The sequence below is a fragment of the Chromobacterium sp. Panama genome (assembly GCF_003052555.1).
Classification (GTDB): domain Bacteria; phylum Pseudomonadota; class Gammaproteobacteria; order Burkholderiales; family Chromobacteriaceae; genus Chromobacterium.
In genome coordinates this window covers 2,107,416-2,123,180 of sequence record NZ_QARX01000001.1, presented here as the reverse complement: position 1 = coordinate 2,123,180, position 15,765 = coordinate 2,107,416, and the positions used below count along the sequence as shown (strand labels likewise).

The 15,765-nt window shown below is 51.8% G+C and carries 11 protein-coding genes; 4 read left to right on the top strand and 7 right to left on the bottom strand.

The window, feature by feature from the left end; all coding sequences use genetic code 11:
- Nucleotides 1–369: 369 nt before the first annotated feature.
- From DB032_RS09545 to DB032_RS09515, 7 genes are all read right to left on the bottom strand, one after another.
- On the bottom strand, nucleotides 370–1,143 hold the full coding sequence (locus DB032_RS09545; protein ID WP_107799270.1) for a DUF6602 domain-containing protein: 774 nt from the start codon (nucleotides 1,141–1,143) through the stop codon (nucleotides 370–372).
- Between the two features lies 1 nt (nucleotide 1,144).
- Nucleotides 1,145–1,897 (bottom strand): nucleotidyltransferase, encoded by a 753-nt coding sequence (locus DB032_RS09540; RefSeq protein ID WP_107799269.1) that lies wholly within the window; start codon nucleotides 1,895–1,897, stop codon nucleotides 1,145–1,147.
- Between the two features lie 83 nt (nucleotides 1,898–1,980).
- Nucleotides 1,981–3,318: a putative sensor domain DACNV-containing protein gene (locus DB032_RS09535; RefSeq protein WP_107799268.1), complete on the bottom strand. Its 1,338-nt coding sequence runs from the start codon at nucleotides 3,316–3,318 to the stop codon at nucleotides 1,981–1,983.
- Nucleotides 3,319–3,400: 82 nt separating this feature from the next.
- Nucleotides 3,401–6,025, bottom strand: a complete 2,625-nt coding sequence (locus DB032_RS09530; protein ID WP_107801771.1) for an ATP-binding protein — start codon at nucleotides 6,023–6,025, stop codon at nucleotides 3,401–3,403.
- A 96-nt stretch (nucleotides 6,026–6,121) separates the two neighbouring features.
- The gene (locus DB032_RS09525) at nucleotides 6,122–7,177 is read right to left on the bottom strand and encodes a DUF3800 domain-containing protein (protein ID WP_107799267.1); all 1,056 of its coding nucleotides are present in this window, start codon (nucleotides 7,175–7,177) and stop codon (nucleotides 6,122–6,124) included.
- 384 nt (nucleotides 7,178–7,561) lie between these two features.
- The gene (locus DB032_RS23665; RefSeq protein WP_146176632.1) at nucleotides 7,562–8,323 is read right to left on the bottom strand and encodes a hypothetical protein; all 762 of its coding nucleotides are present in this window, start codon (nucleotides 8,321–8,323) and stop codon (nucleotides 7,562–7,564) included.
- A 742-nt stretch (nucleotides 8,324–9,065) separates the two neighbouring features.
- Nucleotides 9,066–9,962, bottom strand: coding sequence for a replication protein RepA (locus tag DB032_RS09515; protein ID WP_107799265.1), 897 nt, complete (start codon nucleotides 9,960–9,962; stop codon nucleotides 9,066–9,068).
- A gap of 245 nt (nucleotides 9,963–10,207) precedes the next feature.
- On the opposite strand from DB032_RS09515, the gene DB032_RS09510 reads away from it, so the two are divergent.
- From DB032_RS09510 to DB032_RS09500, 4 genes are read left to right on the top strand one after another with little or no spacing between them, the layout of a single operon-like run.
- Nucleotides 10,208–10,441, top strand: coding sequence for an AlpA family transcriptional regulator (locus DB032_RS09510; RefSeq protein WP_199225863.1), 234 nt, complete (start codon nucleotides 10,208–10,210; stop codon nucleotides 10,439–10,441).
- Nucleotides 10,442–10,460: 19 nt separating this feature from the next.
- On the top strand, nucleotides 10,461–10,733 hold the full coding sequence (locus DB032_RS23660) for a hypothetical protein (protein ID WP_146176631.1): 273 nt from the start codon (nucleotides 10,461–10,463) through the stop codon (nucleotides 10,731–10,733).
- The gene (locus DB032_RS09505; protein WP_199225862.1) at nucleotides 10,733–12,241 is read left to right on the top strand and encodes a conjugal transfer protein TraH; all 1,509 of its coding nucleotides are present in this window, start codon (nucleotides 10,733–10,735) and stop codon (nucleotides 12,239–12,241) included. The genes DB032_RS23660 and DB032_RS09505 overlap by 1 nt, the downstream gene beginning before the upstream one ends.
- A gap of 12 nt (nucleotides 12,242–12,253) precedes the next feature.
- Nucleotides 12,254–15,739, top strand: coding sequence for a conjugal transfer protein TraG N-terminal domain-containing protein (locus DB032_RS09500; protein WP_107799262.1), 3,486 nt, complete (start codon nucleotides 12,254–12,256; stop codon nucleotides 15,737–15,739).
- Nucleotides 15,740–15,765 lie beyond the last annotated feature (26 nt).

The following is a 15,765-nucleotide window of genomic DNA, read 5'->3' as shown; positions in this document are numbered from 1 at the left end:
GCGGTGAGGGAGACTGGCTGAGTAGCGATGATACGCGGGCAGACCTGACGGATGTCCAAGTGGAGTGAAAGGCCGGAGCGGCAAAAGATGTAAGGCGAGTGTGATCTGACCACCGTGGGGGGCTTGGCCGCCCTCCATTTTTTGCGGAGAAACTATAGATGTGCAAAATGTGATCAACGGCCATAGGGCCACAGCCGCTAAAATGCGTGCACAACAGCCGCCGGGGTAGTTCACCCGGCGGTTTTTCTTTCTTGCGCATAAAAAAGCTGCTTAGGGCCAAAGTGAATACCCTATAAATCTTGTCGATTAGGAGGATACATCAAAATCAGTCATTACTTTCATTTAATATATATTGGCAATTCAGTTTTTCTATGCACCTGCTTGAGCATCATCGGCACTCAATGCTGATGCATACTTATTCCAATCTATAGCGGGGACAGTTCCTAATGATTGCAGCTTCTGAAGTAGTCGAAATAAAAACGTTGCAAGAGATCCGTAGGATTCAGTTATTTTGAGAGTGCCTTCAAACGTATCAAAGGCCCTATCAGATAATGCCAGACCACAGTCAAGTGCTCGAGTCCCACTCAGAGTGGCTAGGTTTGTGGCGAACGCATTTCCTGCCAGCCCGTCCACCCAGTCTACAGAGGTAGAAACAATGCCAGCAATTATTGGAAAGAGAGGTTTAGGAGGATATTCACCGCCAGCATGTGGAATCGCAATACTTGTCCGCTCAAGGGTCCTGACTGAATGAGCTTTATCAGCCGCATAGTCAAGATACTCTTTACTCATAGTCGGCTTAACTTCGAAAACACAGTAGACGGCTTCAACAGGAATAAATCTGTGTGCCTGTTGGTCCAGTAGTGTTGGCGTGTACTGATGATCAAAAATTATCACATCAATTTGATCACTCGTAGCACCATTCGAGTCGATCACGATACCTTGGTCAACTTCATAACGTCTCGGGAGGTACTTTCGGAGAACATTTATGAAATGCTGCTCACTAACATCACCCATAACTCCATTATGGGTGATGGACTTTGCAGATAGCTCTAGTTGAACGGCGAGGACAGCCTGCTCAGCGGCAAACGCTTCTCGCAAAAATCTTTTCCCATCCATTACAGATGTGCATTTTGCTTTATTCATTTTACCAAACAATCTCTTGCCATGTTTTTTCTCTCAGAGATTTACCCGCCTGAGTAGCAATTGCTGCTTTCTCTGCTCGGGTATAGTCATCAGAAACGATATTGTTACTGTTGGCTGGGTCGATGTATCGTACCGATTCTATATTGTCACGAAGGTGCTCTAAAACTCGCAAGACGTTATCGGCAACATTACCCACTCGAGCATAGTGAAGCGAATCTATTACAGCAAGCTCCAGGTAGAACGATGACATTAAAAGTTCGTGTCTTAGGCGCCATAGTTTCAAAATCCTGATTTCTTCAGTTCGTTTACTGTTCTTTACATACGATATATGCGTATTAACATTTGTTTTTGTCCAGGTGCCCGCTCGGCTTCGGTATAGGCTGTGATCATTTCCATATTGCGACTGTCTGCGACCAGGGACTAAGTCAATCGAGCAGCCATTAACGGACACCCCAATTGAGACATTTTGCTTTCTTGTCGTATACCCTGCCGCTGCCACATACTGGTGCAAACTAGAATAGATGTCAGAAAGAGTTCCCGGCGTGACAGACGAAAGAGATAAAAAAATGTCTGCATCGGTTGAAATAGATATGCCAGTGCCTTTTGCTAATGACCCGGAAAAAGTAGCACTATTCAGGTATTGGTTTCCCCATTTCTTTAATACTGGATAGATCATTCTCCCTGCGGCCATTGCCTCTGAAGCATTAACAGCGTATGTCTGGAGTAGGCCTCGAAGATACTGATCTGCTGTCATGTAGCCACCTTTAAATTCCTAACTTATCCTCAACAATCTCCGGCAATGACACCTTACCCCCTGAGCATGTGTCGTTTAAATGCCTACATCCACGCTGTGGTAAAGCCAATCCGGAAGTATGGCCACATTACCAACGTTGATCCTACTTGCCTTATCGCCTTAACCCCGCCGTCCTGAGATAGAATGAACCCTACCGACGGTTCCATGCTTGCGACGAATCGGAAGGCCGACCTATGTCGTGTACCGTATTCAGCAAATTGCACCTCTTTCGTTTTGGTGGCTTCTGCTGTGTGTGCGACGTGAACCTTGTCTCCTGCTGAAAAGCTCGTCGTGACCTCGGCCCCGAAGCCAATGATCCTCAATGAGTCCGTCAACACTACAGCGCCATCCACGGCCGTCAAAGACGCAATGAACCGTGCTGCATCTCTCGCAGCATCTTCGCGGCTCAACTGCTCTTCCTCAAGCGCATTCAACTGCTCCAACTCCTCCGCTTTCACAGTTCGCCGATTTTGCAGTTTCTCCGCTAGAGCGTTGCGCTCAAGTCTTGCAGCCATCGCCGATGTCAGTGCGTCTCGTGGCCGCGTGCTAGACAAGATGTACTTGATCGATACACGGCTCAGTAAGCGTGGGTCCTCGTGCGTAATCTCATCTGGCACGAACAGCAACGTGCCGCCATGTTTCAGCTCGGCTGCATACAAGAGCACCGACTCGATAAACGACTGATGGGCTAAGCTCAGGCCGTCATCCTCGAATGGGTCTTGATCGATGCCGGATTGCAGACAAGCCTTGTGAATAAGAGTCTCCCACGCTGTATCAAAAAATTGGGTGACAGGCCCCTTCAGCAAGACGCTTTCCGCCGCCGTTACGACTTCCCCCTCTCGCATTCTCAGGGCAGATCTATCTCCGCGAGAAATGCTCAACTCACCAGGCTTAGTGGACATCACAATCAGGGCATCAGGGGACGAATGACCCCAAATTCGTTCGTGGCGGGCCATTTCCCACAACGTCATGCCGATATCGACAAGACCGTAGATTTGCAGCTGTCCGCCAGACTGCTCGATCGCGATCAATACCCGCCTTGGATCAGCAACCGGGGCCAGTCGCCGAAGCTCGTGTTGAGTGAATGGCACAGGCTCGTTGAGCAGGTATCGCGTGGCCGGTGGCAGATCATCTTCGTCCCTTGGCGAAACTGGACTATGGCTGTCGAGGTAGACAATTCGGAATACCGTCGGGCGACCTTCCTCTGTCAACATGCTCGCGTGGTAACAGACATCAATGATCTCATCGAACACGGCCTTTGGAGGGAGTTCAACGTTCGGCCAGTTTGGATAGAACGGCTTGTCGTCCCAAAGCCCTTGTAGGATTCCGTACAAGTCTCGCGGGTATACTCGCCCCAGTATTTCTGCTTGTTTCTTTTTCATCTAGTAAAACGTTCCAACTTTGAATCGAGAGCGGATATTGATTGGGACTTACCCCTGATCACTGGTGAAGGGAGATCATGAGTTAACGGCCGAGTAACACCGCTAATGCCTCATCCAATGCTGTAACCGATTCGACTATTGTGCGCACAGTGGTGCGGTCGAACTCATGGTCTCGTTGGGAGTCATGCACACCACTGTTGAGATAGCCCCATTCGATGCTTCCAGCACCGACACCGAGGAGGCGTGTCAATCCGGCGACGACATCTGGTGCGCCGGCGTGCTGTGCCGCGACGCGATCGACGGCTGACCGTAACTTAGTACATTTGTTATTGAGCTCCCATGGTGAGCGCGGTCCGCCTAGCTTGAGTTCGATGCGTCCATCCGTACGCCGGCCCAGCCAGGTCCAGAGGCGGTCCGTCAGGCTCTCCAGTGCGGGCCGCGCTTGGCGCAACGCCTCGCGCTTCTCGTCGGCTGCCAATGCCTGCTGGGCCAGAAGAACGTAGTTCTTAGTCGGCGGGTCGCTGTCGACGCGGAGCTCGTGTTCGCCCTGATGCGGTAGAAATTTGTAGCGCTTGATGACCGCGGCACGCCGCGTACCCAGCTCCTGCTGGATGCGATGCAAGAACTCTTCGGCGTGCGAAGTTAGGATGATTTGCTTGCCGTCCAGCAGTCCATCCTCGAAGAAGGTACGCCAAATCCCATCGCGGTGGTCATCGTCGATCGCGTTGACAACGTCATCGAAGATCACTACGGGGCAGCCCTGCGCGATGTTTTTGGCCAGCAGTATCGCCAGGCCCAAGCATTTGATGTGTCCTTCGCTGAAGATGATCAGTGCGTCATAGCGCACGCCCGGTTCGCCAACGAACTCCACCTCGATCTTGCCGTTCTCTGCCACGGGCAGCCACAGCGCGTGCAGCAGGTCGCCAGGCGGATCAGCGCGATTGAACGCGTTGTACAGATGACGAGCCTGCTCTCCCAGGCCCTGGAGCAGTACGCCCGGCAGTGCGGCCAGGTAGGCCTGGATCTCGGGCAGGAAACCGTCGTAGGCGGCCTTGATCCGCTGATGGTGCGCGACCAGCGGCACCTCTGCCGCGACAGCCTGGATCAGTTCGCGGTTCGCCTCATCGAACTGGGCCACGGTTTGGTGGGCAGCGGCCAATTCCTGGTCCGCCGTCATGCGCACGGTCCGAAGTTGTTCGACCTCCAGCTGATGCTGGTTCAACCTGTCCCGCTCTTGGGCCAGCGCTCCGCGCTGGGCAAGCACTTCGCGAGCCTGCGCGTCGAACCGCTCAATGGTTTCGGCGACCCGCAGCAGAGCGTTCCAGGCATGTCGCTCACCATCGACCCACGCACCAAGCCAGTTACCCGCAGCGGAGGGAGGCAGCAGAGGCAGACCCGCTGCCTGCAGTTCAGCAGGACACGCGTTCGCAGCGGCCGCCACGACGCGACGCATCTCATCCCAGAGCGCCCGCACGGCCTCACTCAACTGCGTCCGAAGGTCGGCCTCTTGCTGCTGAAGGGCGGCCAATTCCGCGAGCTGCTCCAAACCCGCTCGTGCCTTGGCGAAAGGATCCTGAGCCACAACAGCCAGTCCAGTCCCGCATGCGGGACAGGCGGTCGCCCCGTCGGCGAGGGCCAGCACCGCCTCGTAGAGCTTGGCGTACGACAGCTCGCCAGCACGGGCCGCGAGCTGACCGGACGACTCCTGCCAAAGTCCCTGGACGCGGTAGGCTTCTGCCAGAAGTGCCTGCAGCTGAGTTTGGGTGACATCGTGTACGGCAGGTGGGACGGCATCCAGCTGTCCTTGGACAAACGGCAGCCGCCCTTGCTGTTGCGGCGTACCGAGCATCCAGTCCACGCAAGCCTGGTACGCCACGCCGGGGAACATGCGCTGCGCCAAGGCATGCTCCAAGCCCTCGACTGCTGAGATCTTTTGCGGGTAGGCAGCGATCGTCTGCTCGGAGTTCGTTAGTTGCAGGCGGCGCTGTACCAGCTGAGACGCCTGGACCCCAACGAGCATCAGGTCCTGATCGAGCGAGGGATTGAAGCCGCGGACGAACTCGCTGAACTGATCCACGCCGAACAAGGTTGCGATGAGCTGTCTCTGATCGCCCGGTGTCCGCGCGGCGATGCGGGCGAAGTCGTCGAGGCGGTTCTTTTCAATGAAGCAGAAGCGGTACTCGGTCTCGTCGGGCTGCACGGTCCGCGCCTCGTCTGCCCCTCTGGCGGAGAGAACCGGCGCGACATGGCGACGCAGGCGGGCATTGTTACAGTAAATACGCTGATCGACCCGCTTGACTTGCGCTTCGCTGATGGAGCCAAGCATCGCCACTTCCAATGCCTCACAGAAGCTGCTCTTGCCAGTGCCGTTGGCGCCATAGACAAGGGTGATGTCATGGCTGAGGTCGAACGTCTCCTGCCGCATAAACCCGCGAAACGGACCCACCTCGAGCTGCTGCAGGCGCCCAAGTGCCGGCCCAGCTTCGGGCACGTGAGCTTCCCCGTCGTACACGGCAGGCATCTGCGCCAGTTGCGCGATGGCCAGCGGCGCCAGGCGAGTGGACCGCCCACGGCGCGCGGCTCCGACCTCGGCAAGTGGCTGCAGGTGGTTTAGCACTAGGTGCGCGAGTCGGCGCACGTCGTCGTGCACTTCTTGCTGCGTCAGGTACGTTAGAAAGCGTTGATACTCCGAATGAATGCTTGCCATGCAATCCCCTCCACTCAGAAAGACGCTTTCAGCCGCGTCCGTGGTGATGTTTATCTGCCCCCCGCGCAGTAGCACGGGAGGTTTTGCTTCCATTTGTCATTGTGGCTTATGAAATTTTTTTGCGAAATAATCGATCACCTGTGCCGCCTGGGTTCCCTGGCGGAAACGCTTTTGTTCCTTGAAATCGATCGATGGCAACATATGGATAAGTTGATGATCTGCATACAGCGCCATAACCTTCTCGGCATCCAACGTCCCGGCTCGTTGCCCCGAGAGCGTGCTCACCGCCTCAATGGCCGCGCCGATCATCACGTCGGCAAGTTGCACTGCGGGACTGGCCTTGGAATCGACCTGTGTCACCGACTGGAGCTTGAGCGGAAAGGTGATACTGGCGATCTCTGACTGACGAAACGTGATCGCGTCCTCATGGCTGATGTAGCGCTGCAGCAATTCGTGATAGATGAGTAGGTTCTTGGACTGATCGTGTTCGATTCGATAGGGGCCGTCGGCAATGACCTCCATTCGGCTGACCAGGGACTGCAGCACCACGAAGGCGGCATCTGTGGTAACACCCGGGGTGGCGATCGCTTGCATGCATTCCGGCGCCGCAAACCTTGCCAACGGGCCCAACGCTTCCGGCAGTTCCCGCCAGCGCGAGGCGCGCGCGGCCGCGACCAGATCGGCCAGCGCCGACGGACTTTTCTCCTTCACTGCACGCTGGAAACTTGCAAGCAACCGGTCAAGTGCTCCGCTCCCTAGGAGCGTCGGCCCTGTCACGTACAGCAGCGATGCAAGCGAGTAGTTCTGTCCGTCCTCGTAGAAGTCGATCCCCCGCTCGTAGTAGAAGGGCTCGACTGCATAGTCCAAGAACATCAGCAGAAGTAAGAAGCGCTTGTCGCAGACATAGGTCACGCATTTGTGGTGGGTTAGCAAGGCGCGCTGAAGCGCCATCAGGCGGTGGTGGTTGGCTGGGCGACGCGCCAATGCACGGTACTTGAGTTCGTCTGCCTGCAGCTTGGGAAAGTGCTCCCGGATCAGACGCCTGGCCTCGTCATTGTCGATGGCAATGGCCGTCGCCCCCTGAAACTGCTGCTCGGGGTTCAGCAGGTCAAAGCCGGTGAAGCCGCTTTCGTCGATCCGGAAACACTCCATTTGCAATTCCCTGCATACGGCGAAAAGCCTTCGTTTCATGATGCAGCCGGTCACAGGCTCGAGATGCTGGCTGTTGTGTGGTGGTATGTCTTGTACTGGCTGATAGCCATCATGCTAGCACATAGGCATGATGGACTGCTTTGGCCGAATATCCGCCGGATGATGTGACCAAGATGAACAAGCGAGCCATGAGCAACCGCGTCGTGACAAGCCGTCATAGGAAATGTAGCCAGTTTTGGCCGGCACAGTGGTCAGGTGCTATAAGCGCCTGCAATTAGGCCCCAGGACGAATAAATCTTCCCAACCTGGGGGACAAGTTGGCGTTTTATGCTCACATACAGATGCTTGCCGCCAACTTGTTTTGCTATTTTTGGCTAGCCCCTTTTAGCCATCGCCAAATGCGGCACGAAATAATGCCCGTCGTTCCTCATTTGTCATTTCAGGCTCATTTTCAAATTGTCTAGGGGGCTTATTCGGAAAGAATTGGATGTACGGCAAGTAAGTACGTTTCGATGGCTGCGGACCATTGAGTGGCCTCAACCGACCCCATTCACCACGTAGCTGGCTTACGAGCCAGCCAACTTGTCGGCGGATCAACCTAAATCCCGGTTCTCCATATAACTGATCCTGCAGTTTTTCAGCGTGGTAGTCGCATCTAATACCGTCAATCTCAATTATCTTTCGCCGATTTACTGGCAGCGATGCAATTGAATGGATTCTATCTTGATATTTTTGGAACATGGATGAGGTCATCTTCCAACTCCATGTTTTCCCATCATGAACTAACTCATATTTGCTGGAAAAAGTAAGGCGGCTATCGCGACTTCGCAAATCCTTAAGCTGCTCTCGCTCATTGATACGACCATAGCCGCTACTTACGATCAGTACCCAGTAGACAGGAATTTCACCATCCAGATTGACAATGGATGTCCGGCGCACTGCATAGAGGGTCGCGGTGGCTTCTCCTGAGTGACGGCGTTTGTATTTTGTTTTGCGGGGAAGTTCCGTTCCATATATCGTCGCAAATTTTCTTGCTAAGCGTTCAAATTTACTAAGATCAATTTCCCCATTGATGTAGTAATAATTTCCTCTGGCTGCGGCAAATTGCAATCGCTGCATAAATGTCAGGGTGTTTTCATAAAGCATACTACTCCTCCATATCATGGATCTACCATCTACCATCTACCATCTACCATCTACCATCTACCATCTACTGCACACTGCACACTGCACACTGCACACTGCACACTGCACACTGCACACTGCACACTGCACACTGCACACTGCGCAGTAAGAAAGTTGACTTGGCGATCAGAAAACTTCACTTGGCTAGGTGACAACATAAAGAGACAACATTTGAAAAACGTGGATCTTAGCGATGTAAAAAGAGTCGTCGCGGAGCGACGACACAATTAGAGATTCCTGTTTTTGCGATTTCGGCAACGAAAGCGCGAGAGCCAACGGATCGCTTTGCCTCCAGGCTATCTGGAGGCAGCCGTCATCCAGGACGGCAACAAGCAGATATTCTCTTCCTTGATCGGTGCCATGGGCTTGCAACCATTGGGACAGATTACACATACCTGTTATTCGTTATCCCCATGAAGCGGCGGTCAAGACATGATTAAATACATAGCTGCAAAACTACTTGGTTGGCCTTAATAGCCAGCCGAATAATCAGGCTGGACTTGGCTTGGGAGAGATTACACATCACGATTTCCAGGACAGATTACCCATGAATACGGGAGAGATTCCACGTGAGCAACTTTCGAAGATATGCCTGAAACCTGCACCTATATTGACTTTTATGCGGCGGGACAGATTGCACATGGATAACTCATCTTACCCACAGGATTTCAACAGATTTATCAACAACACTTCCTGAAGTCGTTCACTTTTTTTCAGTGGGAAGAACATGTGGCCGACAGGGTGTCAGTGCGAGGTGCTTCCCGTTATCAGAGACATGACCTTGTGCCTCGGTATAAAAAAGCAGGACCTCCCGTAATCGACGTAAAAAGGCCTTCTTAAAGTCACGTAGTCCTTGCTCATCATCAGAGTAACCGGAGGCAAACTGCGCTTTTAAGTATTCCCACGGAATTAGCACTCGCGACTTGCGTGACACTTGGAGCAGAAACATGCGGTACGTCAGCCAACAATATATGTCCATGGCCAAAGGAGATTTCTTTAGAGCAAAATAGACTCTAAGGTCTAATGGAACTGAAGAAGAAGCGATAGCTGAGTAAAAATCTTCAGTAAGGGTAATAGTGTTTTCCCAGAGAGATGTTGTTGCTTCTATGTCTTTCTCCCAGAAGATTAGGCCTGATCGCACAATTTTTATGTCTTCAAATCTAAGCGATTTTTCCACTTCATGATCAATGGAGATTAATGCCCGTGAAAGAGCTAGGCATTGCTTCTTGAGCCTACTCAAATCATGACCGTTATAGTGAAGAGAAAGCTTTTTAGAAAATTCAGCCGCACTTCTTCCAAGGAAAAGCTCAGGGCTTTTTGTTCGAACTGCCTCAGAGGAAATCCAGGCCAATATCACTCGTGGGATTGTTCCAAATGGCAACCCATAGCTCTTATGGCCACGTATAGCTAGCGTCAATTTCCCGTTAGTCCTTTCGTAATAAAGTGACTCTCCTTGGCTTTTATGTGGAAGCGTCACCTGTGCAAGTGCTGGAGCCATGTATCCGATGGAATCAGCCTTGTACGCATCCTCCCGCTCTACCTGAATTGCTTCATCAATTAATGCTGCAATGCGCAGTCGTCTAGTTGGCTTCTTACACATTTGTGGTGGAGTACGATTGATGATGGAAGCTAGTGTCCTACCCCTCTGATGAGTCGTCGATCCCCCCAATTCTGCCAAATTTCAATGTGCCATTGATATTTATGGCAATCGATACATGGCGCCATTATCGATACGTGTTATGTATCCACTTACTGTTTTTGCTGTCGTTAACCGCAGAAATGGGGGGATGGCCTGCATTTCGAACTTGATGGAACATGGCTTTACCTAAACCACGGAGAGCAACTATGGAAAGCTCCACAAGACATGAGAACTCACTAGTTATTCAAATGCTTCAACAGGTAGGCTTCCTGCGGCTTAGCAGTGTTGAACTGCTAGTTGGCTTGAAAAAATCAGCCATTTACAAAAGATGTGCTGAGGGAACATTTCCAAAGCCGATCAAGCTTTCTCCGCGTCTCAACGTATGGAAAGCCGCAGATGTGCTCGCTTGGATCGAAAAGCAATCACAACTATCACGCTAATTTTTGGAGAGGGGCGATTATGCATAGCAATGACTTTGTTCCATTTTTTACGCCTATTGCTTCATTGCAGTCTCTGCAAAGTGAAAATGACCAACTTGATCTGGAATGGGTTCAAAGGCGAGAGCTGTTAATAAATCAAAATGAAATGGCTACTTTGCTTCGTTTGTTGAGAGTTGCAAGGGAGGTGGTCACTAACCCCGGCAACCCTGATTCGCTATGCGGGCTAGCTGAGGAAATTGAGTCCCTCGCGGAATTGGAGTCTGAACTTCTAGATTCGGTGGAGTTTTTCTAATGAACATTCCTCGATGCAACTTAAGGCCACTCAAGAAAATTCCCGAGCATAGGCTGGCAAGCGCGATGGCTCAGAGAGTGATTGTCTTCTCGTTACTTGCCAGCACAATCGGTCTTTCTTCTACCGCAAGTGCTGGGCTACAGGATGCTTTGGATGGAATGTTTGCATCCAATGTAACGGCCCCTTCCAGCTTTACGAACCAATCACGAGGTGGTCTTGTAGGTGGCGGAGCTTCGATCAGGATGCCAATCCGCAATATCAATTTGGTGGCATTTGACCCGCCACGAATCTCTGCTGGTTGTGGTGGCATTGACCTATTTGGTGGCGCCTTCTCGTTCATCAACGCTGATCAACTCGTGGCATTGTTCCGACAAATTGCCGCAAACGCAGTCGGCGTAGCTTTTAAGGCCGCGATCGATGCAATTAACCCGGCACTTGGGAAATTGATGCAAGATTTTCAGAACAAAATTGCTGCATTGAATTCCATGATGAAAAACACGTGCTCGCTGGCCACGACTATCATGGATAAAACCGGTGTGAGCGATGCAATTCGTAGTTTTGCAATGCAGGAAACCACGCCAGAGGTTAATACAGCACAAGGCATCATCAGTGATTTCTTCAAAGGAACAGATAATTTTCTGTCTCAGCCAAATCAGGGGGCAAGGGATGCTGCAAACACAGGGAAAGCCCCAGAGCTTGGCAATCTGACTTGGAAGGCGCTTAAAGCAAGTCGTGCTGGTGAGATGCTGGGTGACCCAACGAGCACTGAATCTAACCCCAATGGTGCAAATGAAATTGTAATGAGCCTAATTGGTTCAGTAGTGGTTGGCCCAGAAAATGATAGTGATCAACAGAATGCGGATGGGAGCATTCAAGTAGATAACGGCCGCTACTGGGCACCGACAATCCACCTTCCGGATCTCCGCGATGGAAATCTGGAGGGGAAGAAACCTGTTTATGTTTTGCGTTGCCAGGATGGTTATGACGAAGGTCAGTGCCGAAAAATTGAACGCCTTACCCTCGAATTCGGTGGGGTTCATGGCTATGTAAATGCTATGTTGTTTGGCTCAGCTAGCGGTGCAAGTACTTCAGTGGATTCTATTGTCGGTAAGCTGGTCTCTTGCACTGGGAATGCCTGCAACTTTACCACTCAGCAAAAAACATTCATCGGTTCTATCAGCGCCCCGGTGCTGGGCATGATGAAAAAAGTGCAGTCGATGCCTGGTGCGTCTGACTATATAGCGCGCAAGATGGCTCCGGTAGTGGTTGATGAGTTGACAATAAAGTTTGCAGAGTCTGCTCTTGTCGCGGCCCAAGCAACCTTCGGGGGAACAAAATTTACTGCTGATAATTTAGTTATCAATGCTCAGAGGGATTTATTAAAGGAGGTCATTCAATTACGAGCATCCGTCTCACAACAGATGTCCGCTATTAATGATGCAATTTCCTACACAAAGGCCATTAATCAGGATAACCCTGCAGTGTTTGTAAAGCCTGAGATGCGCTAAAGGGGATGGTTGATGTTTGATTTCAATATTTATGTACTTGGGGATGTAAGCTCTTTCCAATCGGCGCTCAATGCAGTTGCCATGACCTTTAATCAAAAGGGGTTCCTTAATAGTGCCTTCATGGTTGGCGGTCTTGTCATGCTCATGTCGGCTATCTTGTTCATGATCGGCAAACAAAGCGATGGCTCGGTGCCTGGTGTGATGGGGCCTGTCAGCGGAATGTTTGGCTTGTTTGCTGTCGTATGGACTTCTACAATCCCAACTTCTGTAATCGTAAATGACATCTATACAGGTAATGTTGCGAAGATTGATAATGTGCCGTTGATCGTCTCACTTCCAGCAGGTGCATTTACCACCGCAGGCTACAAAATATTCGATTTGGCCAATACCACGTATCAGAGCGTTAACGGTAGCTACATGGGTGTTAGTCAAAACGGATTCGTAATGCCTCTGAAGTTACTTTTTTCCTTACGTAGGGGCATTGAACGGGCTGACGTAAATATTGCGGCTAGCCTTAAGTCATTTATTCTTGACTGTACAGCTAATTCAAGCTCTTTCTCCATGAAAGATCTTCAGCGGAGTGCCGATGCCATTAACTATGTTTTGACTCATGCTAGAGATAGTGGGTTGACCAACTACTTCAGCAAAGCCTATCCAAATGGTACGCCAGTCTCTTGCAATGAGGCTGCTGCTAGTATTTATCAGGACATTAATGTTAGTTTTCTGTCAGGGACAAACCCTGATTTTACAGAAATGCTTAATACAAGCATGAGGGAGAAAAATCCACTTGGTGCAAAATTTCAACAGAGTGACGTTGAGAACGTTTTGGACACGATGTTGCCGGGAACTTGGAAAGCGGCTATTGATGCGAATGGAGTTGCGCAAGATACGCGAGGCTTCATGCTGAATGCGCTTGCATTCAATACGTTGACTAACACATTCAATTGCATGGGTAGCAATACGGATATTGCGTCTTTCAATGCGTGCAATATTCAACTTACTCAAGCGTTTGAGCAGAGCCGGAATGATGCAGCAGCAGCGGGGAGTTTTTTTACAAAGATGCTGATGCCAGCCATGGTCTTCATGCAGATCATGTTCTTCAGCTTTGCACCCTTGATTGTGATCTACGGGGTCATGAAAGGGGGCGGCGCGCTCGGAATGTATGTCAAATATCTACTGTTCGGTGTATGGACTTCGAGTTGGCTCCCTTTTTCAGCCGTTATCCAGATGTATATCCAGAACGATGTTTCGGACAAGCTTGAGCAAATTCCCGCCAGTATGTTGACGCTGGGAAACTTTGCTCAGATTTACTATGACGTATTGGCATCTCGGCTGTCGGTAGCTTCCGATATGTTGGCCGCCACCCCCTTGGTATCGCTTGCCATGCTTACGGGGTCTGCGATGGCTGTCACCTCCCTGGCTGGTCGTTGGTCTGGACGTGACCATGTGGATGAGAAGCAAACTAGTCCAGACATCATGAGGACCGGACCGATTACCGATATTGGTTCCGCAGCACAGTTAGGCCCGTCAATCACAGGGAATCAATTGCTCGGTATGGTGCAGGCCGGAGCCTCATTGCGGTCCCACAGCACGGCCAGCACGATTGACAACGCCATTACGAGTGCAAGTTCTCAAGTCTCGTCAGCTCGAGCTGAGGTGGCATCTAGTTTTGAAAAGTCACTCAACTGGATGAAAAGCCAAGGGAGCGGCTGGCGTTCTGCAGATTCCAATGCGGCTGGTATTTCCCGGGATTACTCTGAGCGCACGAGCAAGGTCCGTCAGGCGGCCGAGGTTGCGGCAAAGGAAGCCAATTTCTCCGAGAGGGAAATGCACGATTTCAAAATGGCTCTTAATGGTAGTGCGGGCATCAAATCTCCCTTCGGTGGTGTTGAGGCTTCCGTCAGCACTGCAAGAGGTGTCACGACTGACAAAGCAAAGCTGGAGCGTTTTGCGAACAGCCTTTCAACGTTGGTTGGCAGTGATCAGGCATGGGCAAAAACCATTACAACACGCGCGCAGCATGCATTCGAGACGTATACCGGGACAGACAAAAAAACTGCGCAAGGGCTGGCAACGGCTTTACGCCAATCAACCGCCCGGATGCAATCCTCGGAACAGCGTCTGCAGGAAACTGTCGGGCTGTCTCAATCGGCAAATACCAGCTTCACCACACGAGATGATCAAATGGGTGCGCAGCTTCTTACTAATCCGGCAGCAAGGTTTGAGCTTGAGAGGAGGCACCAGGAGTTGGAACAGGCCAATAACCAGAATTACCTCGCGCGCTTGGGAACTGAGCGCACACGCCTCGCCCGAGCGGGTGACATCCGAAACGGTGAGGATGTTGCCAGGTTCAATGCGCTTGAGGGCATGGGGGAGTGGCAAACCACTGCTTCTGTGCTCTCCATGCTGTCAGGTATTAACGGGCCGTCTAAGTTTGACGCCGAGGCCAACCGGGGAGTGGCTCCAGCAGCAAACACGGTGGCTACGGACCCATCTCAGTCGCCCTTAACGTTGCGAGATCCACATGTGATCGCTGAGAAACCTGTCGCCCCGCCTGCTCCTGGCGCTGGCCATCATATGCCACCTTCGCATGGCAGTAAGAAAGCTATCCCTGCTGTTGGGGGGCAGAATGTGCCATCAACGACTGGTGATCAGCAACGTCAGGATGCTCATGTACCAAACAAGGGGAGCCTTGAGGCACGCTCGCGTCAGCTTTCCAATAAGGTGATGCCTGGCTTCGATGGGGAGATGGCCGCGGTCCAAGGCCAACTGTCAAATGCCGATGAGAAGATCAGGGCTGCACAAGAGCGAGTCCAAGACCATGATGCGATTCTCAAGCCGGAGCAGATACGAGACAGCATTAGTCTCAAGCCGTTTACTAATGCTGTAGCTGGGCTGGGAATGAAATGGCAACAATTCGAACAGGAGCACCCAATAATTGCCGGGGGAATCGAGACGGCATTGACAGTGATTCCCGCTGTCCGTGCCGGTGGTGCGCTGCTAAAACTGGGGCGAGCAGGCAGCGCCGCATGGGCCAGTGTCGAAGCATCTAAGGAGGGGGTACGAATGGCTGGTAAAGAGGTGGTTCGGCTAAGTGGTGCAATTCGAACAGAGGGATCTGCGTTGACCGGCATGCGCCAGGCTGTCGACCCTCGTCGTGTCGCGGAGCTTGGGTTCCGAAGCGAGGGTGAGTTCCTGAAGGCATATGAATCGGCCCAAAGTACCTTGATGGCTGCAGAGAAAGGGGTTTTAACTAAAGCGCAGGCATTTGCGAAGGAGTACGGAGCGAAACTTGGTAATGACAATTTACCTCCTGACGCAAGCCTGCAATTCATCGCCGGGAAAACGTCGCGCCAAGCAGTCGGAGTCGCAAGGTCGAGTGCTCCAGGAGCGGTGCTGCAATTGGCGCAGTATGAATCGCAACTACGGCGCCAAGATAGACAGGTAGCACAAAATACAGTGCAGCTGCATCGGTCTTTGTCTACAGCGGACCACTAACGTAGACGGATCAGGCGACGCGCGTA